17 protein-coding genes are annotated in these 20284 nt (G+C 67.2%); 9 read left to right on the top strand and 8 right to left on the bottom strand.

Translation table 11 applies throughout. The features are described 5' to 3' along the window. Positions 1-14 precede the first annotated feature (14 nt). The 6 genes from ACJH6J_RS25950 (at position 15) to ACJH6J_RS25975 (ending at position 7350) form a co-directional block, all read left to right on the top strand. On the top strand, positions 15-551 hold the full coding sequence (locus ACJH6J_RS25950) for an Rv0340 family IniB-related protein (protein ID WP_205848930.1): 537 nt from the start codon (positions 15-17) through the stop codon (positions 549-551). 254 nt (positions 552-805) lie between these two features. Further along, the gene (locus ACJH6J_RS25955) at positions 806-1924 is read left to right on the top strand and encodes an IniB N-terminal domain-containing protein (RefSeq protein WP_406802260.1); all 1119 of its coding nucleotides are present in this window, start codon (positions 806-808) and stop codon (positions 1922-1924) included. 97 nt (positions 1925-2021) lie between these two features. Continuing rightward, positions 2022-3863, top strand: coding sequence for a dynamin family protein (locus ACJH6J_RS25960; protein WP_406804757.1), 1842 nt, complete (start codon positions 2022-2024; stop codon positions 3861-3863). Further along, entirely contained in the window at positions 3860-5374 is a 1515-nt protein-coding gene (locus ACJH6J_RS25965) for a dynamin family protein (protein ID WP_406804758.1), read from the top strand. The genes ACJH6J_RS25960 and ACJH6J_RS25965 overlap by 4 nt, the downstream gene beginning before the upstream one ends. Before the next feature lie 51 nt (positions 5375-5425). Then, a complete protein-coding gene (locus tag ACJH6J_RS25970) occupies positions 5426-6109 on the top strand; it encodes an Abi-alpha family protein (protein ID WP_212808120.1) in 684 nt (227 codons plus the stop codon). Continuing rightward, complete coding sequence (locus ACJH6J_RS25975; RefSeq protein WP_406804759.1) at positions 6109-7350, top strand: DUF445 domain-containing protein; 1242 nt, start codon at positions 6109-6111, stop codon at positions 7348-7350. The genes ACJH6J_RS25970 and ACJH6J_RS25975 overlap by 1 nt, the downstream gene beginning before the upstream one ends. Here ACJH6J_RS25975 and ACJH6J_RS25980 read toward each other — a convergent pair. The 3 genes from ACJH6J_RS25980 to ACJH6J_RS25990 are packed head-to-tail and all read right to left on the bottom strand — an operon-like array spanning position 7347 to position 9236. Continuing rightward, positions 7347-7736, bottom strand: coding sequence for a hypothetical protein (locus ACJH6J_RS25980; protein ID WP_406804760.1), 390 nt, complete (start codon positions 7734-7736; stop codon positions 7347-7349). The genes ACJH6J_RS25975 and ACJH6J_RS25980 overlap by 4 nt on opposite strands. 6 nt (positions 7737-7742) lie before the next feature. After that, a complete protein-coding gene (locus ACJH6J_RS25985) occupies positions 7743-8672 on the bottom strand; it encodes an LLM class F420-dependent oxidoreductase (RefSeq protein WP_406804761.1) in 930 nt (309 codons plus the stop codon). An 18-nt stretch (positions 8673-8690) separates the two neighbouring features. Then, positions 8691-9236 (bottom strand): hypothetical protein, encoded by a 546-nt coding sequence (locus ACJH6J_RS25990; RefSeq protein WP_406775151.1) that lies wholly within the window; start codon positions 9234-9236, stop codon positions 8691-8693. Positions 9237-9337: 101 nt separating this feature from the next. Between ACJH6J_RS25990 and ACJH6J_RS25995 the strand changes: the two genes are divergently transcribed. Both ACJH6J_RS25995 and ACJH6J_RS26000 read left to right on the top strand, forming a co-directional pair. Further along, the gene (locus ACJH6J_RS25995) at positions 9338-10387 is read left to right on the top strand and encodes a sulfate ABC transporter substrate-binding protein (RefSeq protein WP_406775150.1); all 1050 of its coding nucleotides are present in this window, start codon (positions 9338-9340) and stop codon (positions 10385-10387) included. Then, positions 10384-12141 carry a SulP family inorganic anion transporter gene (locus ACJH6J_RS26000; protein ID WP_406804762.1) on the top strand — a complete coding sequence of 586 codons (1758 nt, stop codon included), beginning with the start codon at positions 10384-10386 and terminating at the stop codon, positions 12139-12141. Before ACJH6J_RS25995 ends, ACJH6J_RS26000 begins: the two co-directional genes overlap by 4 nt. A gap of 9 nt (positions 12142-12150) precedes the next feature. Here ACJH6J_RS26000 and ACJH6J_RS26005 read toward each other — a convergent pair whose 3' ends face one another. Genes ACJH6J_RS26005 through ACJH6J_RS26025 form a run of 5 tightly spaced genes read right to left on the bottom strand, consistent with a single transcriptional unit; the run spans position 12151 to position 18134 of the window. Continuing rightward, positions 12151-12447, bottom strand: coding sequence for a hypothetical protein (locus ACJH6J_RS26005; RefSeq protein ID WP_212808126.1), 297 nt, complete (start codon positions 12445-12447; stop codon positions 12151-12153). A gap of 19 nt (positions 12448-12466) precedes the next feature. Beyond that, the gene (locus ACJH6J_RS26010) at positions 12467-12733 is read right to left on the bottom strand and encodes a hypothetical protein (protein WP_406775148.1); all 267 of its coding nucleotides are present in this window, start codon (positions 12731-12733) and stop codon (positions 12467-12469) included. Between the two features lie 33 nt (positions 12734-12766). Next, positions 12767-15613, bottom strand: a complete 2847-nt coding sequence (locus tag ACJH6J_RS26015) for an AMP-binding protein (RefSeq protein WP_406804763.1) — start codon at positions 15611-15613, stop codon at positions 12767-12769. 53 nt (positions 15614-15666) lie between these two features. Next, on the bottom strand, positions 15667-16644 hold the full coding sequence (locus tag ACJH6J_RS26020) for an alpha/beta hydrolase (protein ID WP_212808128.1): 978 nt from the start codon (positions 16642-16644) through the stop codon (positions 15667-15669). Positions 16645-16658: 14 nt separating this feature from the next. After that, on the bottom strand, positions 16659-18134 hold the full coding sequence (locus ACJH6J_RS26025; RefSeq protein WP_212808129.1) for an NAD(P)/FAD-dependent oxidoreductase: 1476 nt from the start codon (positions 18132-18134) through the stop codon (positions 16659-16661). A gap of 620 nt (positions 18135-18754) precedes the next feature. Here ACJH6J_RS26025 and ACJH6J_RS26030 point away from each other — a divergent pair. After that, on the top strand, positions 18755-20182 hold the full coding sequence (locus ACJH6J_RS26030; protein ID WP_212808130.1) for an HNH endonuclease signature motif containing protein: 1428 nt from the start codon (positions 18755-18757) through the stop codon (positions 20180-20182). The last annotated feature ends 102 nt before the right edge of the window (positions 20183-20284 follow it).

A 20284-nucleotide genomic window follows, 5' to 3' on the forward strand; every position in this document is an offset into this window, starting at 1 on the left:
AAGGAGTAGGTGCCGTGGCTAATCCGCTACTGGATTTCGTCATGTCGGTGGTACGTGACCCCGACGTGGCTGCGCACTACGCCGCCGACCCTGCCGGTGCCATCGCCGACGCCAATCTCACCGGCGTCACCACGGCGGACGTCGCGCACCTGATCCCGGTGGTGTCCGAGTCCCTCGGCACAGTGTCCTCCGTGGCGGGTGGTGTGCCGACCGCCGGATTCGACGATCCCGGCGTCAACGTCTGGACCAGTGGCGCCGCCACCGCGGCGTTCGATGCGTTCGACGCCTTCGACACACATGTGCCGACGGTGGTGTCTCCGCAGGTGATTTCCGACCCTGACCTCGGCGGATTCGACAGCGGACCGGCCTTGCCGGCGCATGCCGCCGTGCCGGACCTGGCGGTGTCCGACGATCTGGGCCTGCACAGCGACGTCCCGGTCGTCGATGCCGGGCAGCTCTCGGATCCGGGTGCGCTCGACTGGCACCCCGTCGATACCGCAGACCCGTCGGCCGGTGTCGAGCATCATCAGGACTTCGACTTCTTCAGCTGACCAGCTCATCCCCGAAACGCCGGTGGCCGCCATGGCCACCGGCGTTTTGTGTTCTCGCACCGCATATTCAGCAAACGCCCTAGCCATCCCCTAATCCCCTAATAGGGGGAGCGTGGATACCCCACTACGTTTCGTTGGGGGTAGGGGTGGTTGCCCCGTTTGCACGGCTCTCGACGGCCCCTAACGTTGTTCTCAGTTCGCCGGACAGCGGCGAGAGAACTTCCCCAGAGCAACACCCAACGAAAGGGACTCCAATGACCAGCCTGATCGAATTCATCATCGACCTGTTCCGCTTCCCGACCGTCGCGAGCTCGTTCGTCGCGAACCCCGAGCAGACCATGCGCGACGCCGGCCTCGCCGGTGTCACCTCCGCGCAGCTCGCCTCGGTCGCCGCGAGTGCCGTCCCCGCCGGCGTCGTGCTCGGTGGCGGCGACCCGGTCGTCGGCCTGCAGAACGCGGTCTCGGACTACTACAGCATGTCCTCGCCGTTCTCCCCGCAGACCGCCTTCGCCCCGAACACCGAGTTCGCCAGCCGCAACCAGACCGACTTCGCCAGCCACAACAACGTGCCGATCGCCAGCGGCAACGACATCCCGGTGCTGAGCCCCGACCAGCACGCCGGCGCCAACGCCCAGCAGGGTGCCTTCAACCTGGGCTTCGGTGACATCACCCTCGGTGGCAGCCACGTCCAGCAGGGCGACGGCGGCGTCAACATCGCGGGCAACAACCACGGTGACATCGCCAGCGGCAAGGGCGCCGTGCAGGGTGACGGCAACACCGTCACCAACGGCGACATCCTGACCGGCAGCCACTCCCCGGTGATCGTCGGGACCGGCAACCACGCGACCGACAACTCGCAGACCGCGGGCGGCCACATCATCCAGGGCAACTCGGGTCCGGTGGTCAACGACGTCAACACCGGTGGCGGCAACGGCGGCGGCGCCAGCGCCGGCGGCGGCCTGATCGGTGGCGGCCACGCCAGCGGCGGCAGCGGTGGCAGTGGCGGCAACATCGTCATCAACGACGGCAACACCTCGTCGACGCACGTCGGTGGCAACCAGACCACCGTCGGTGGCGACCTGGGCAGCGGCAACAAGAGCGTCATCGACGACTCGTCGCACTCCTCGACGGTGAACACCAGCCTGAACAGCGGGAACACGGCCAACACCAGCATCGGTAGCGGCAACAGCACCCACACCAACATCGGCAGCGGGAACACCACCCACACCGACCTGAGCGCCGACAACTCGGTGCACAGCACGGTTGCCGACAGCTCGGTGCACGAGGCCAGCATGAACACCTACGCACCGACCGAAACCCACACCACCACCGACATGAGCCACACCACCCACATCGATCCGCACATGCACTGATCGATCGCGACAAACTCCTCCGGCGGGGCCACCTACAGGCCCCGCCGGATGTTTGCGCATACCGTTAGACAGTGACAATGCAGTCGAGGAGAGCCCAGTGACGCAGCCGAACGAGGCGAACCCGCGCCCGGTCGCGGTGATCGTCGAGTTGATCGACCACACCAGCCGGATCGCAGGCCTCAACGACCGCGAAGACCTGGCGCAGCGGTTGCTGGCGGCCAAGAACCGGATCAGCGATCCGCAGATCCGGGTGGTGATCGCCGGGCAGCTCAAGCAGGGCAAGAGTCAGTTGCTGAACTCGTTGCTGAACATGCCGGTCGCGCGCGTCGGCGATGACGAGAGCACGGTGCTCACCACCGTCGTCCACTACGGCGACGCGGCGGCTGCCGAGCTCGTGCTGGCTCCCGATCAGGAAGGGGCCGATCCGTCCGTCGTCGCCATTCCGCCCAACCAGCTGTCGACCGATCTGCGCCACGCCCCGCAGGCCCAGGGTCGTCAGGTGCTGCGTGTCGAGGTGGCGGCGCCGAGCCCGATGCTCAAAGGCGGCCTCACCTTTGTCGATACCCCCGGGGTGGGTGGGCTGGGGCAGCCGCACCTGTCGGCCACCCTCGGCCTGCTGCCCGACGCCGACGCCCTCCTGATGATCAGTGACACCAGCCAGGAGTTCACCGAGCCGGAGCTCACGTTCATCCGGCAGGCCCTCGAAATCTGCCCGGTGGCAACGATTGTCGCCACCAAGACCGACCTGTATCCGCACTGGCGCGAGATCGTCGCGGCCAATGGCGCGCATCTGCAGCGCGCCCGGCTGAACGTCCCCGTGGTTCCGGTCTCTTCGGCACTGCGGACCCATGCGCTGGCGCTGAACGACAAGGAACTGAACGACGAGTCGAACTTCCCGGCGATCATCAAGTTCCTCACCGACAAGGTGCTCAGTCGCGAGAACGACCGCATCAAGGATCAGGTGGTCACCGAGATCCACGCGGCCGCAGAACATCTCACCCTGGCGGTGTCCACCGAACTGGCCGCGATCAACGACCCCGCCAAGATCGAGCGCATCAAGGCCGAGTTGGAGCAGAAGAAGGAAGACGCCCAGAATGCGTTGCAGCAGACCGCATTGTGGCAACAGGTGCTCAACGACGGCATCGCCGACCTGACCGCCGACGTCGACCACGACCTGCGTAACCGGTTCCGCAACATCACCGCACACACCGAGCGCGTCATCGACGGCTGCGATCCCACGCAGCACTGGGCCGAGATCGGCGCCGAGTTGGAGAACGTCGTCGCGACCGCGGTGGGCGACAACTTCGTCTGGGCGCATCAGCGCGCCGAGGCGCTCGCCGCGGAGGTGGCCCGTACGTTCGTCGAGGCCGGGCTGGATTCGGTCGAACTGGCCGAGGTCAGGGCCCGCGACATGGGTGCGGGCCTGGGCGAGTTCAACCCTGTGGCGCGACTGGAGTCCGAGCCGATCCGGGCCGGGCACAAGGTGATCACCGGGATGCGCGGGTCCTACGGCGGTGTGCTGATGTTCGGCATGCTGACCTCGTTCGCCGGGCTCGGCATGTTCAACCCGCTGTCGCTGGGCGCCGGACTTGTGCTGGGCCGCAAGGCCTACAAGGAAGACATGGAGAACCGCATGCTGCGGGTGCGCGGCGAGGCGAAGATGAACGTCCGCCGGTTCGTCGACGACGTGTCGTTCGCCGTCGGCAAGGAATCGCGTGACCGGCTGCGAAACATCCAGCGCCACTTGCGCGATCACTACCGGGGCATCGCCAACCAGACCACCCGCTCGCTCAACGAGTCGCTGCAGGCCACCCTCGCCGCAGCGCAGATCGAAGCGGGCGAGCGCGACAACCGCGTGCGGGAACTGGAGCGGCAGTTGAACATCCTGCGCCAGGTCATCGACAACGCGGTGAAACTCACTCCGGCCCTGGCGCAGTGAGCACAAGCGCACGCGTCCGCGCCATCCTGGGCGGCGTCATCTCGGCCTACCGGTCAGACCCCGTTTACCAGCACCGGCCGCAGGCCCTGGCCGAACTGGACTGGATCGGCCGCCGGCTCGATCAGCCGATCCGCATCGCCCTGGCCGGCACCCTCAAGGCCGGCAAGTCGACGCTCGTGAATGCGCTTGTGGGCGAAGAGATTGCGCCCACCGACGCCACAGAGGCCACCCGGCTGGTCACCTGGTTCCGGCATGGCATGACGCCCCGCGTCACCGCCAACCATCGGGACGGTCGCCGCACCGACGTGCCGATCACCCGCGGTGACGGCCTCACCTTCGACCTCGCACGATATTCCGGGGCGCAGGGTGCCGCCAACATCGGAGACATCGTCGACCTCGACGTGCAGTGGCCCGCAGCGGAATTGGAACAGACGACCATCATCGACACCCCGGGCACGTCGTCGCTGTCACGTGACGTCTCCGACCGCACGCTGCAACTGCTGGTGCCGCGCGACGGCGTACCGCGGGTGGACGCCGTCGTTTTCCTGCTGCGCACCCTCAACGCGCCAGACATCGCGCTGCTCAAGCAGATCGGGGAACTCGTCGGCAGCGGCTCGGGCGCTCTCGGTGTCATCGGGGTCGCGTCGCGCGCCGACGAGATCGGGGCGGGGCGCATCGACGCCATGATGTCGGCCCGCGAGGTGGCCACCCGATTCACCGCGGAACTGGACCGCACCGGCGTGTGCCAGGCCGTCGTCCCGGTGTCGGGACTGCTGGCGCTGACCGCGCGCACATTGCAGCAGAGTGAGTTCACGGCGCTGCAGAAGCTGGCCGCCCTGGACGGCGACGGCGCGACGGCGCTGACCAAGGCCATGCTGTCGGCGGATCGCTTTGCCCGACACGATGATTCGCTGCCCGTGGACGCCATCACCCGGGCCGCGCTGCTGGACAGGTTCGGCATGTTCGGCATCCGGATCGCGATCGCGGTGCTGCGTGCCGGCGTCACCGACTCCCAGGGGCTGGCCGACGAACTGCTCGAGCGTAGCGGGCTGGTGGCCCTGCGGGACGTCATCGATCAGCAGTTCGCGCAACGCGCCGACATGCTCAAGGCACACACCGCGTTGCGTTCGCTGCGGCGCTTCGTGGAAGCCAATCCCATCTACGCGACGCCGTTCATCCTGGCGGACATCGATCCACTGCTGGCCGATACGCACGCCTTCGAAGAATTGCGACTGCTCGGTCAGTTACGCTCCCGGCCAACCACTTTGAACGACGACGAGATGGCCTCACTGCGCCGCATCATCGGTGGCTCGGGGACCGATGCGGCGAGCCGGCTCGGGCTGAGCAACGACGCGCCGTACGACGGCCCGCGGGCGGCGTTCGCGGCGGTGCAGCGGTGGCGCCGCCGGGCCGATCACCCGCTCAACGACCCCTTCACCGCACGCGCCTGCCGGGCCGCCGTGCGCAGCGCCGAGGCCCTGGTCGCCGACTATGCGGCGCAGGGAAGGTGAGATATTCGAGATCGTTGGCAATTTGGTACCCCGCGCGGCTACCGTTTGCGGGTGGCTCAATCGTTTGATCCCTTCGGCCTGGTAGGACGCGCGGTGGACGCCGCTCGACTCGGTCTGGACGTCTACAGCTGGACCGAGCAGCAGATCGTCGGCGCGCTGCGCAAAGGCCTCAACGAACTGGAACCGGAAGACGATGCCGACGACGTCGTCGCGGCGGCCGATACGGCCAAATCGGCGCCCGCCGAAGAGTCGCTCAACTCCAAGATGAGCCAGCTGCTCAACAGGGCGCTCGACCAGAACACCGCCGGCAGCCAGACCGAGCTCTACCACCATCTCCTCGATCAGCTGGTCGCCGACGAGGCCCGCATCGTCGGCGCCCTGTCCGACGGCTCCGTATCCCCCTTGGTCAACGTCTACGACCGCACCCGCAAGCCCGTGCTGGAGAACGCGGCACTCGTCGGCCGGACCGCGAACGTCGCCCTCCCACAGATGACGCCGCAGTACGTCGGGCATTTGCTGGCGCTGCGCCTCGTGGAGATCGGTCCGGAGGATTCTGCGCTGAAAACCGAGTACGAGGTGTTGATGGCTGAGACCATCGTCCTCAACGCGATCAAGGCCGCGTCGAAGGGTCCGCTGCCCGCCAAGGTGGAGAAGCTGACGCTGACGCTGTCGCCGCTGGGCCGATCGCTGTGGGCCGCCGCCACCGCGGAGGACGACCAGAACGGGTGGCGCTGATGTCCCTGACCGAGATCCTCCTCGACTTCCGCGAGCACTGGATCATCTACTTCTCGATGCCATTGGTGGCCGCCTTCGTCGGGTGGAGCACCAAGATCGTCGCGATGGAGATGATCTACCGGCCGCTGGAGTTCAAGGGCATCGGTCCCATCGGCTGGCAGGGCATCATCCCGCGGCGGGCCGGCAAGGTCGGCTCGACCACGATCGAGCTGCTCACCGCGAATCTGCTCAAACCCGAGGAACTGCTGTCGCGGATCGACGCCAAAGAGGCAGTCGAGGTGCTGCGCGAACCGCTGTCGGCATCGATCAACGACATCGCCCGCGACGTCGCCGAGGAGATCCGTCCGGGGCTGTGGGATTCCCTGCCCGAGGCGGGCCGCCAGGCGATCCTCAACCGCATCCACGCCCAGGCGCCGCGCATCACCGAGAAGATGCTGAACGAGATGCAGTCGGACCTCAGCCGGTTCGTCGACCTGCAGTTCCTCGCGGTCACCACGCTGGTGCGCAACAAGGAGAAGCTCAACAAGCTGATGCGCGGCCTGTCCGACGACGCCATGGCGTTCGTCCGGCGCAGCGGCATCTACTTCGGCCTGATCATCGGTACCGCGCAGATGTTCGTCTGGGCCATCTTCAAGCTGCCGTGGATCATGCCGGCCTTCGGCTTCGGTATCGGTCTGATCAGCGACTACATCGCGCTCAACATGCTGTTCCGGCCCATCAAGCCGACCAAGTACCTGGGCTTCATCAAGTTCCAGGGACTGCTGCACGCCCAGCGCGAGAAGATCACCGCCGACTACGCGCGCATCCTCTCCGAGGACCTGTTCGCGCCCGACATCCTCTTCGACGGCATCCTCAAAGGTCCCGGCGCCGACAAGCTGTTCGCCATGATCGCGCGGGAGGTCGAGGCCGCCATCGACAACGAGATCGGCGGGTGGACCGGCACCGTCGTGAAGTTCGCCGTGGGCACGTCGAAGTACAACGCGCTGAAAGACCGCGTCGTCGATCTCGTCGTCGAGAGGCTGCCGGCCACGCTGCTGGACGCGCAGGACTACGCCATGAGCAAGATCGATCTGGAAAAGACGATCATCGAGAAGATGAATCAGCTCACCAACGAGGAGTACGAGTCGATTCTGCGGCCGGTGTTCAAGGACGACGAACCGTTGATGATCGCCATCGGCGCCATCCTCGGTGGCTGCGTCGGTGAACTCCAGGTGCTGATGATCGAGTTCTTCACGCACTAGTGCGGTCGCGGCCCCGGCGGGTGGGTGCGCCTCGACTGCGTGATCGACGTCGACGTCGGCGGGGTACGGCTGGTCGTCGTGCTGTCGCCCCGCGGGGTGGATGTCTCGGACGTGGTGTCCGTCGTCTGCGTCGGGGGCGACACGTCGATGTCGGTCGTCGACGGGGTCACCGACGTGTAGCTGGTCGACGTCGTGGTGGTCGTGACCGCCGTGGTCGACGAGTGGACCGGGTCATTCACGATGACGGGCACCGGCGGCGGCTGTGGCTGGTTGTAGTGCCGCACCAGCCAGGACCCCGCGAAATACAGCAGCGCGATCGCGGCGAGCGCGGCGAGGCTGGCGCCGACGACATGCGGGGTGCGCTCGTGCCACGGCCGCTCGGTCATGGCCGGTCAGCGTAGCTGGGGAATGACTTCCGTGCTGAAGAACTCGATGTGGTCGAGATCGGCCATGTCCAGCACCTGCAGGTAGATGCGCTCGACGCCGGCCGCGATGAACGGCGCCAGCTTGTCGACGATCTCGGCCGGGGTGCCGACGGTGGGGGAGTTGCCGCGCATCTCGTCGACCTCGCGGCCGATGGCGGCGGCCCGGCGCGCGATCTCCGCCTCGTCCCTGCCCGCACACAGCACGAAAGCCGCCGAGTACGTGATGCTTTCGGGCGCCCGGCCGGCCGCTTCGACAGCCGCCCGGACCCGGCCGAACTGGGTGGTCAGGGTGTCGATGTCGACGAACGGGATGTTGAACTCGGCGGCGAACTTGGCGGCCAGCGCCGGGGTCCGCTTGGCGCCGCCACCACCGATGATGACCGGCGGATGGGCCTGTGCCGGCTTGGGCAGCGCCGGGGAGTTCTTGACGGTGTAGTGCTTGCCGGTGAAGTCGAAGTGCTCGCCGACCGGGGTGTCCCAGAAGCCGGTGATGATCTGCAGCTGTTCTTCCAGCCGCTCGAAGCGTTCGCCCAGCCCCGGGAACGGGATGGCGTAGGCCTCGTGCTCTTCGGCGAACCACCCGGCGCCGAGGCCCAATTCGACACGGCCCCCGCTCATTTCGTCGACCTGCGCGACGGCGATGGCGAGCGGGCCCGGGTAGCGGAACGTGGCGGAGGTGACCATGGTGCCCAGCCGGATGGTGCTGGTCTCACGGGCGATGCCGCCGAGCGTCACCCAGGAGTCGGTGGGGCCGGGCAGCCCGTCGCCGGCCATGGCCAGGTAGTGGTCGGAGCGGAAAAACGCTGAGTAACCGAGCCTTTCGGCGGCCTGAGCGACGGCGAGCTGGTCGGCGTAGGTGGCACCCTGCTGTGGTTCGACGAATACCCGGAAGTCCATGCCGCCCAGCCTAATGAATCAGAACGACTTCACACCCGCCGTCGAGACGAACATCCCATGGCCCGTCGCCGCATTGGTGAAGCGGGTGCCTTCGGCTCCGGCGAGGATGGTCCAGCCCACCGCCGAGTAGGTCTGGTAATCCAGCGTCACGGTTGGAATGGCGCCGAGATTGCCCACCACCCAAGACAATTTGCCGTCGGCGGTGACCCGGACGCCATTGGCGCTCTCTCCGCTGACCTTGGGTGGGTTGGTGAAGGCCGACTCACAGTCGACTTCGGTCTTGCTGAGTTGGCACCGGGTCTGGCCGGATTTGGTCGCGATGAAGACATAGCCGTTCTGCGGAGCGAGCGCCTGGGCCGTCGGTGGCGCGGCGCTCGGTGCGGGGAGGGGGCTCACCGGCACCGGGCGGATCGCCTTCTCACTCGGGGTCGGCGTGCTGGTGGCAGACGTTTCTCCGCTGGGCAGCCCCGTCTTCGGGCTTCCGGGGGTGGTGCTGTCGCAGCCGGCAAGCAGCGCGGCCGTCAGCGCAGCGGTGGCAGACATGGTGAGCCGTGTGTGGTTCATCGGCCATCAGGCTACGGGAGATCTGATCGCGCTGATCCAGACCGCTGCCCCGGCGCGTCCTGCTGCCTAACGTCGATCTTCCGTAGTGAACAGAGGTGGCGATGAGCAGACAACACATATCCCCGCTCGGTGTGGTCGGCGTCGTCGCCATCGCGGTGGCCGGAGTTCTGATCGGGTTCAAGAACATTCACGGCTCGTCACCGGACGCGCTGCTGAACGTGTCGTACGACCCGACGCGTGAGCTGTACGCGGCGCTGGACCCGCAGTTCGTCGCGCAGTACCGCAAGCAGTCCGGCGTCACCGTCGACATCGCACAGTCGCACGGCGGATCCGGCCGGCAGGCGCGCAACGTCATCGACGGTACGTCGAAAGCCGGTGTGGTCTCACTGGCGTTGGTCAGTGACGTCGACAAACTGGCCAAGCGCGGGCTGATCGCCAAGGACTGGCAGCACCGGCTGCCCAACAACTCGGTCCCCTACACGTCGACCATCGTGTTCGTGGTCCGCAAGGACAACCCGAAGAACATCCATGACTGGCCCGATCTGGTCAAGGACGATGTCTCGGTGGTGACGCCGGACCCGCGCACCTCGGGCAACGGCAAGCTCAGCGTGCTCGCCGGGTGGGGGTCGGTGACGACCCGCGGCGGCTCCGAGGCGGCGGCCCACGACTACCTGGCGGCATTGTTCAAACACGTCGCCGTCGCCGACGAGGGCGCGCGCGGCGCGGCCACCAGCTTCGCCGTGCAGAAGATCGGCGATGTGCACCTGACATGGGAGAACGAAGCCATCCGCGAGGTGGCTGCGGCACCCTACGAGCTGCAGATCGTGTATCCACCGGTGAGTATCAAGGCCGAGCCCGCGGTGGCCTGGGTCGATGCGAACGTGGCAGGCAAGAAGACCGAGGCCTACGCCAAGGCCTACCTGAACTACCTGTTCACCGACCCGGCGCAGGACGTCATCGCGAAGTACGGGTACCGCTCCATCAACCCGCAGATCCAGGCCAAGTATCGCGCCCAGTTGCCGGACATCGCGCTGTTCCCGGTGACCGCGATCGCCAAGGACTGGGACGACGCCGCCGAAAAGTTCTTCGGCGACAACGGAATCATCGACACCATTCATATCCCTGCGCAGCGAACGGTGGTGGGATCGTGAGCCTGCTTTCCAACCTGAAACCCGTCTACGACCGCACCCTCGCCCGGCGCGATCTGATCGCAGGCCTGACGGTGGCCGCCATCGCGCTGCCGCAGGGCATGGCCTACGCCCTCATCGCGGGCGTCGACCCCAAATACGGTGTCTTCTCTGCGATCGTGGTGACGCTCATCGCGTCGATATTCGGCTCGTCGTCGCACCTGATCAACGGACCCACCAGCGCCATCTCGCTGTTGGTGTTCAGCTCGTTGGCGTTCATCGATCCAGAGAACCGCACCGAGCTGTTCGAGGCGCTGTTCGTGCTCGGGGTGCTGGTGGGCACCATTCAGATCCTGATCTCGGTGTTCAAACTGGGTGACCTGACCCGCTACATCTCCGAGTCCGTGATCGTCGGGTTCATGGCAGCAGCCGCGTTCCTACTTGCCTTGGGCCAGTTGGGAAATGCGCTCGGTGTCAAGGATCGGGGCAACGGCAACATGCAGGTGCTGTACCGCACCTACCTCACGCTGTTCCACGGCGACGCGATCAATTACCGAGCCGTGGTCCTGAGCGTCACAGCTGTCGTCGCGGCCGTCGTGCTCCGAAAGTTGGTGCAGCGCTACGGCTGGCCGCAGATCGACATGCTCGCCGTGTTGGTCATCGCGGCGCTGATCGCCTACTTCTCGGGCTGGTCGACGCCCGGCCACGGGGGTAAGACCGCCGTGTCGATCACCGGGAAGATTCCCGCCAGCCTGCCCGACTTCCACATTCCGGTGGTGCATTGGGAGTGGCTGCCGCATCTGTCAGAGGGCGCGTTGGCGGTCGCTTTCATCGGCTTGATCGAGGCGCTGTCGATCGCGAAAGCCATTGCGCACCAGACGCAGCAGAAGATCGACTACAACCGGCAGATCGTGGCCGAGGGGCTGGCCAACCTCACCGGCGGCTTCTTCCAGAGCCTGCCCGGTTCGGGTTCACTGTCGCGGTCGGCGATCAACTTCCAGGCGGGCGCGGCCACCCGGTTCTCCGGCGTCATCGCGTCGGCGGCGGTGGCCGGCGCACTGCTGTTGTTCGCGCCCCTGCTGAGCTACATCCCGAAGGCGGCGCTGGCCGGCTTGTTGCTCGTCACCGCAGTGCGTCTGGTCGATTTCCATCGACTGGTGCGCACGGTCAAAGCATCTCGCTACGACGCCGGTCTGGTGATCGTCACGGCGATCACCGGTGTGGTCATCGACCTGGACAAGGCAGTGCTGCTCGGCGTTGCGCTGTCGATCCTGCTGTTCGTGCCGCGGGCCTCGAAGCTCAAGATCGCCGAGTTGGTGGTCACGCCCGAACGCGTGGTCCGGGAGCGGGTCGGCGATGAGCCCGACAACCCGGCGGTGTTGATCTACGACATCGAAGGCGAGCTGTTCTTCGGTGCCGCACCGGAAATCGAGCACGCCCTGGACGCACTCACCGAACGGGTCAAGGCCGAAGGCACCCAGTTCGTCGTGCTCCGTCTCAAACGGGCCCGCAACCCCGACGCGGTCGGCATCGAGCGGGTCGAGCGGTTCCTGCATGACCTGGCGGAGCTGGGCGTCACCGTCCTGCTGGCCGGCGTCCGGCCCGACATCCTGGACCTCCTCAGCAATGTCGGGCTGCGTGAGTGGTTCCCGGACGAGCGCATCTTCCCGGAAGAGGAGAAGGAGTTCTCTGCCACGCTCAAGGCGGTCCGCTACGCGGAGTCGCGGCTGGTCCCCGCCCGCGTCGGCAGCGACGAGGAGCTGTACTACCTGGTCTGACCGGACCCGCTACTGCGGCAGCAGCGGCGGACGGCAGATGTTGTTGATCGGGTCCCACCACGCGCCGTCGCGGCAGTCGAGCGGCGTCGTCGAGACCGGCGGCCGGCAGCTGTTGATGTTCGGGTCCCACCAGCCGCCGGGACAGTTCTGCACCAGCGGGGCCTGGCACCGGTTCTGCACCGGGTCCCACCAGGTGCCGTTGTCGCAGTCCGCGTTGCTGACGGCCGGTGCGATCGCAGCGGTGATGGCCATGGGTGCCAAGGCGGCCGCGGCGATGACGGCGGCTCGCTGCAGAGTCTTGTGCATGCCGTCAGCCTAAATGGCCTCAGTTACAAGGCAAGTCACCCGGTGTGTAGTAGGGCACCCCGGCCGGGGTGTAGCACGGTGGCCGGCCGGCGGCGGCCTGGGCGGCCGCGTCCTCCGGAGCCGCCGCGGCCACCGCCGCGTCGCCGGCGACGTTCGTGCAGCCACCGGCACTGACGTGGCGACCGCCGACGCTGCCGCACACATCGGCGTGTGCGGCCGGTGCGCCGACGGCCGGCACGGCCGCAGACGCCAGCAGGAACAGCACTGCAGCAATGCTTTTCTTCATGTGTCAATTATTGACGACTTCGTCAGGCCGGTGTCAGCTTTCCTTGTAACTGCCGTCGTCGGTCCGGGTGAAGTAGCGGCCGGGCGGGGGCAGCGGGTCGCGACGCAGCGGCCCGGCGACCGGGCGGTGCCACGGCGTCATCGGCACCTCGTCGACGACGCGGACGAACGCGGGCCGCTGCTGGAGCGGCAGGGTCGCGAGCGCCTCGTCCAGGTCGGCCGCGGAGATGTCCTGCCCGTCCAGCAGGGACACTGCCGCGACCGCCACTTCGGCGTCGTCCGAGGCGACTCCATAGGTGTGCACCAGGTCGACGGCGGGCAGCTTGCCGAGGGCCGCGGTGATCGGCAGGGACGCCACCACTTCGTCGGCGGCGCGGATCTGGGTGTCGACGGAGTCGATCAGCCAGTAGTCGCCGTCGGCGTCCCGGCTGACCAGGCTGCCGCTGGAGAACCAGGCGTCGCCGGCCTCGAACAGATTGCGCAGCGGCGGCGCCGACGCGGTGGTGGCCGAACTGATCTTCACCAGCAGCAGACCGGTCTCGTCGTCGGCGCACCGGATGGCGTACCCGTCTGCGCCCGAAACGACTTGCTGCGCTTCGGGATCCCACCGCACGACCTCGACCGTCGCGCTACCCGGGAGCGGCCGGCCCAGCGATCCGGGCTTGGCCGGGTTGACGTTGGCCAGGATGGCCTCGCCCTCGCTCGTGGACCAGAAGTCAAGAACCCCGGCCGGCGCGAACCGGTCCAGCACGCGGCGCCACAGGCCGCGCGGCATGCCGGAGCCGACGAACAGGCGCACCGAGTGGTTGCGCTCGGCGGGCTGCGGCGCGGCGTTGACCAGTGGCCGCAACTGCGCCCACGTGTAGCAGACGATGGTCACGCCGTAGCGGCGCACTTCAGTCCAGAACGTGGTCGGGTCCAGGTCCTTGGCCATCGCCAGTCGGCTACCACCGGCGACCGCACCGCCGATGCCGGTCAGCAGACCGGAGGTGTGGTAGATCGGGTTGATGCAGTAGACGGTGTCGGAGTTGTTGAGCGTCGCCGACGTCGCAGTGCCGTACGCCGACAAACCGAAGCGGCCGTTGGTGACTCGGATGGGGCGGGGATCGTCGTCCGGGCCGCCGAAGAAGATGAACGCGAGCTCGCCGGCGCGGCCCGGGTTGGGGCGGTACCAGTCCGGGATGCGCACGGCGTTGGTCTCGCCGATCTCCAGGGCGGTCAGGGTGCGGTCCCGGTTGAGGTACGGGGTGTCCAACAGGAATGTGTGCAGCGGACGGCCGGCGAAGTCGGCCTCGGAGTGTTCGGGGTCGGCGATGACGCGGTTGACCCTGCCGAGTTCGACCTCACGCGCGGTATCGGCGCCGGGGCGGAGCATCACCGCCACCGCGCCGATGCGGTTGAGCGCCGTCACCACCGCCAGCGCCGACGGGCGCGTGCCCATCAACACGCCGACGTGCTCACCGGCGCGCACGCCCGCGGCGAGCAGGCCGCGTACCACCGCGTCGATACGGACCTTGTTCTCGCCGTAGGTGTAGCTGCGGTCCTCGTACATGAAGCTGACGTCGTTGGGTGCGTGCTGCGCCTGCTCATCGAACAAGAGCGCCAACGAGATTCGGGTGTTCGCGTCCAGTCTCCGGATGCGCGCCAACCGGGGCATCTGCCGCGACACGGTGCCGAACATGCCGCGCACGTCCCCGACCGAACGGGCGACGGAGCCGGCAACCATGCACCCGGCGTCGATCAACGCCTGGACACCCTCGGCCGGTCCGGTCGGCGCCGGTTCGGCGGCGGTGGTCGCGGTGTCGACCTTGGTGACGTGCTCCGGCTGCGGGCCGTTGCCCTCGGCATACCGCATCCAGTCGGCGACCAGCGGCCACGTGTGCGACGTCGCCGTGCTGCCGACGACCAACCCGAAATGCCCGGCGTGCAAGGTGCTTTCGTAGATGTCCGCGCGTGGCGCCGCACCGAGGATGCCGCGCACCGAGGCCGGCGGGGCGATCTCGTCGACATCGCCGACGAACGCCAGGATCGGCGAGGTGATGTCGGCGAGCGTCACCGGCCGTCCGGCGATGCTGAACCCGCCCGTCAGCATCCGGTTGTGCATCAGGAACTGCTGCAGGAACTCGGCGAGCGCCGGGCCGGGCCACGCCACCCAGCCGTCGTTCATCAGGTAGCGGCGCTGCCCTTCGCGCGGCAGCAGGGCGTCGCGGTCGTGCAGTGCGGCCAGGAACTGCAGCTGGCCCGTCACCGCTTTCACGGGGTCGAGCAGCTGGAACCCGAGCCGCGTCGCCCAGCCCGGTACGGACCGGCCGCGCAGCACGTTCTCCATCACAAACCCCATGCCGGGGATCGCGATTTCTGCCGGGACACCCATCGGGGCGGTTTTGCTGAGATCGACCGGGCTGCCGAAGGTGATGACGCTGGCGATGCCGGCGCTGCGCCGGTACGCGGAGGTCTGATAGCAGAACATGCCGCCCTGCGAGTAGCCGGCGAGGTGGACGTCGCCGCCGGTCAAGTTGACCATCTCATCGATGGCCGCGTCGACCGCCAGCACATGGTCGGCCAGGTTGCGCTCGAGACCGCCCGCTTCCTTCTCCGGCGAGCCGAAGTCGATGACCCACGGGTCGATGCCGTTGTCGATCAGAGTGCGGACGCCGCTGGCCTGCGGCGATACGTCGAATACGTCGGCGGTGAGCATCAGCGGTGGCACCAGCAGCACCTGGGGACGGCCTGCCTCGCCGGTGGTGCGGTAGCGCCGCAGCTTGTGGATGCGGCCCTGGGCGACGACGTCGTACGGCGCCGGCTCTTCGCCCGTCTCCAACCCGCCGTAGCGAGCAACTTCCAGCCAGTTGCGAGTCGTCGCCACAACCCTGTCGAACATTCAGTCCGCCCTTTCGCTCAACACTCGGTGCAGATCATGCCAAGCGGACGCGTTCACCACGGCAGTTTGACCGCCAGCCGCGGTGCCGGCGGGTTCGTCGACCGCAAATGCACGTCGGTCGAACGGATCGGATCGAGGACGCGGGTCAGGAAAGTTAGCTGATCAGCCAGCGCCGCCTCATGGCAGGGGCCGTCGTAGAAATCGAAATGCTCGGCGGGGTACTCGACCAGATGGGCCAGGTACCCGGCCTTCTTCGCGGCGCGGCGGGCGGCATCGGGCGGCGCGATGAGGTCGTTGGTGCCCACCTGCACCAGCAGCGGGCACTCCAGTTCACTGGCGTGGACGGTCGGGCGGTTGAACGCCATCTCGAGCACGGTGCGGGCGGCGAACTCGTTGCGCCAGGTGGGGCCGGCGAGGGCGGTGTAGGCCTCCTCGGACCCGGGCGTGGTGAGAGCCGCGGTGGCGCCGGGTTGTCCGACGACCGGCAGATAGTGCGGCCGGCGGCCCAACCGGGCTCCGGCGGCATCGAACAGCCCGTGCGCGAGCACGCGGGCTATCGGCCCGGCCCCGGCCGCCCGGAATGCCTGCAGCAAGGCGGCCATGCCGTCGGTCGCGGGACACATCGAAACCACGGCGGCCACGCGCTGGTCCTCGGCGGCGACGGCGATGACGTGCCCGCCCGAATACGACGTGCCCCACAGCGCGATGCGGTCGCGGTCGACACCCGGGAGGTTTCGGGCGGCGTCGACGGCGGCGTGATAGTCCTGCCGCTGCTTGTTCACCGAAATATCCTGGCGGGGTTCGCCTTCCGAATCGCCGAAGCCGCGGTAGTCGAACAGCACCACGTCCATCCCGGCGGCGGCGAAAGGCTCGGCGAACGGCATCAGGCCGGAGTCGCGGGTGCCGCCGAAGCCGTGGGCCATGACGACGCACGGCCGCCCGCTCTTTCCGGTCAGTGCGTCACTCCGGGCGGTCAGATGCGAAGCGGCACAACGCTCACCGTGACTGATGAATACGAAGTCGGTTGTCATGATCGCTCCTTCGGTCAGACCACGGACAGTGGTGCGGCGGCGGGCGTGAAGACGAGGGCGGGATCCTCGATGGGCCCGTTGCGCAGCCGCTCTTGGTCCATTTCGTAGGCATGCTTGAAAGCCCACGGGCCGTAGGTGCCGCCGCGCGGGAACTTCGCGACGGCCCGCTGGACATAGCCGGACGTCATGTCCAGCAAGGGAACTCGTTCCATGGTCCCGTCCTCGAGGATCGGGACCACCTTGGCGTAGCCGTGCTCGTCCATGTAGTCGAGCATTCGGCAGAAGTGCTCGCACACCAGATCGACCTTCAAGGTCCAGGCGATGTTGGTGTAGCCGACGGCGAACGCGAAATTCGGCACGCCGGACAGCATCATGGCCTTGTAGACCGTGAGGTCCGGGAGATGCAGCAGGTGTCCGTCGACGCTCAGCGCGATCTTCCCGAAGGGGACCATGTTCAGTCCGGTCGCCGAGATGATGATGTCGGCAGCCAGTTCCTGGCCGGACTTCAAGAGGATGCCGTGCTTGGTGAACCGCTCGATGTGGTCGGTGACGATCGACGCCTTGCCCGACGAGACCATCTTGAACAGGTCGCCGTCGGGCACCATGGCCAGGCGCTGCTGCCACGGGTTGTACCTGGGCGTGAAGTGCGTGTCGACGTCGAAATTCTTGGGCAGCTGTCGAGCCACGTTGGCGATCAACAGCTTTCGCATCAGCTTCGGGTGGCGCATACACATCTTGAACATTCCGCGGTTCAGCGAGATGTTCTTGCGCCGCACGATCTTGTACGCCCGCTCGTGGCCGAGCACCTTGTTGAGCACGTTGGCGATCGGGTCGGACGCCGGTATCGAGAACACGTAGCTCGGGGACCGCTGCAGCATGGTGACGTGCGCGGCCTTGTCGGCCATGTTCGGGATCAGCGTGACGGCCGTCGCGCCGCTGCCGATGACGACGACGTTCTTGCCGGTGTAGTCCAGGTCTTTCGGCCACAGTTGGGGGTGGATCACCGGGCCCTCGAAATCCTCGCGGCCGGGGAAGTCGGGGATGTACGGGTTCTCGTAGTCGTAGTACCCGGTGCCCAGGAACAGGAAGCGTGAGGTGAACGTCTCGGTGTGCCCGTCGTGGGTGGTCGAGACGGTCCAAAGCCCTTGCCGGGAATCGAAATTCGCCGAATCCACGTGGTAACCGAACCGGATGTGGCCGGCCAGGTCGTTCTCCTCGACGGTCTGCTGCAGGTAGTCGAGGATGATGTGCCCGTCCGCGATGGACTTGCGGTGCGTCCACGGTTTGAAGCCGAAGCCGAAGGTCGGCATATCCGAGTCGGACCGGATACCCGGGTACTGGTGCAGGCTCCAGGTGCCGCCGATCGCGTCTCGTCCCTCCAGGACCACGAACGACGTACCCGGGCGAAAATGCTTGAGGTGATACGCCATTCCGATGCCGGAAATCCCGGCGCCGATGACCAGGACGTCGATGGGAGCGGTGGTTGTCATGGGCACTCCTTTGCCGGTCCGGCGGGTGTACCTGACTCTAATTCCGCGGCGCGTCGTCCATGCCGGGTTTCGCAGGCCCAGCAATGCACCCTCGACGGTTAGGTGAGCTGGGTAAACCGCGGCCGGGTTTGTCGGTCCTACCTCTTCCCATGGTGGTGGCGGCGGGGGATCGTCGACGCTTAGGTGGCCTAGCTGTCCTTTGACGCTCATGCGGCACAGGTCGCTTCGGCGTCCGGAGCTCTCTCGACGGTCTGGGACCCTCGACGGTTAGGTCGACTCCGCAATCGTCCCGGCCGATCCCAGGGGGCGCCGGCGCCGGCTGGTCGATCCTCGACGGTTAGGGCGGCTAGCTGCCTTCGATGCGGCACGCGACTCGGACCCTGGACCCTCGACGGTTAGGTCGGCTAATCGCTGCTACTGCGCCGTGCCGTTGACTAGCTGTCCTAACCGTCGAGGATCGGCGCCTCTCGCCGGGTCGGGTGGCTAGTTGCCCTAACCGTTGACGATCCCCGCCCGGGCGCCAATCCTGCTGGGGCCCTTCTGTTTAGGTGTCCTAATCGTCGATGCCAGGGTGTCGCAACCGCCTGGACTTGTCGGTGGGCAGGTCTACATTCGAACGTATGAGCGAATCAATTGGTGGTCCCCACGCCGCGGCTGCGGCGGTCGACGCGATCACCCTCGCCTCTCGCGAGGAGAACGCCGCCGGCGCCCGGCGCCTGGCCGCGATCGGCGACCTGTGGGAGCTACGCGCCCCCGACGACGACATCGAAAAACGGTATTGGGCGATCGACGGCTACGCCGGGCTGATCGTGGAGGTCGCCGCCGCGCTGGGGATGTCCCGCAAACGGGCACAGGCCCAGGTGGACCGGGCGGTGATGCTGCGCACCCGTCTGCCCAACGTCGCGGCGGTGTATGCCAAAGGGCTGATCGACGCGGTGATGGTCGCGATGATCGTCGCCCGCACCGACCTGATCATCGACGACGACGTCGCCCAACGCGTCGACGCCGACCTCGCCGCCAAGATCGTGGCCTGGGGACGGTTGTCGAAACCGAAAATGGAACAACGCATCGACGCGATCATCGCCAACGCCGATAAGGCCGGTGTGCACCCGCCCAAAGCCCCGTCACAAGCCCGCTACCTCGACATCCGCGCCTGCGGCCCCGGCGCCGCCAGTATCTGCGGGACGGTGGACGCCGCGACCGCCGCGGTGCTCGACGCGGTCTTGGATGACTTGGCGAAAGGGGTGTGCCAGGCCGATCCGCGCAGCCACGATGAACGGCGGGCCGCGGCCATCGACGCTCTGGCCCGCGGCGGCCGGCTGCGCTGCGAATGCGGGCAAGATGATTGCCCCGCCGCCGCGGTCGCGGGCGAGTTGCCGGCGCCGACGGTCGGTACCCGGGCGGTCATCCATGTGATCACCGGCCCCGGCACTCCCGACGGCGGCGCTGAAGGGTTCCTGCCCGGGTACGGGCAGATCCCCGCCGAGCAGGTCGAAAGGCTGGCCGACGGCGCGACCATCCGCCAGGTGGACCTGCCACCGGATGCGGCCGAACCCCGATACCGGCCCTCGGCCAAACTCGCCGAATTCGTGCGCTGCCGGGACCTGACCTGCCGATTCCCCGGCTGCGACCGGCCCGCCGAAGCCTGCGACATCGACCACACCACCGCCTATCCCGCGGGGCCGACGCACCCGTCAAACCTCAAATGCCTGTGCCGGTTCCACCACCTGCTCAAAACCTTCCACCCTTGGCAGGACCAACAGTTCCCCGACGGCACCGTCGTGTGGACCGCCCCCACCGGGCACACCTACATCACCAAACCCGAAGGCGCCCACTGGTACCCACAACTGGCCCAACCCACCGGAACACCCGAGACCACCGAGGAACCACCACGCACACCCACCCGCGGTCACTGCATGCCCAAACGCAAACACACCCGCACCCAAGAACGCCGACAACTCATCAACCAAGCCCGCACAGCCAACCAAGAACGCATCGCCAACATGACCTCGACGACGGAAGCCTGCGATGAACCCGCACCGTTCTAAGGAGCACCTGCCATCGCGGCGTACCCTGAACCGTCCCGGGTTTCATGCACCCTCAGGTTTCTGTGATCCGGCCGGTCTACCGGTCACGAGTTGGGAATAGTA

Source organism: Mycobacterium sp. SMC-18, from assembly GCF_045310895.1.
Lineage (GTDB): Bacteria > Actinomycetota > Actinomycetes > Mycobacteriales > Mycobacteriaceae > Mycobacterium.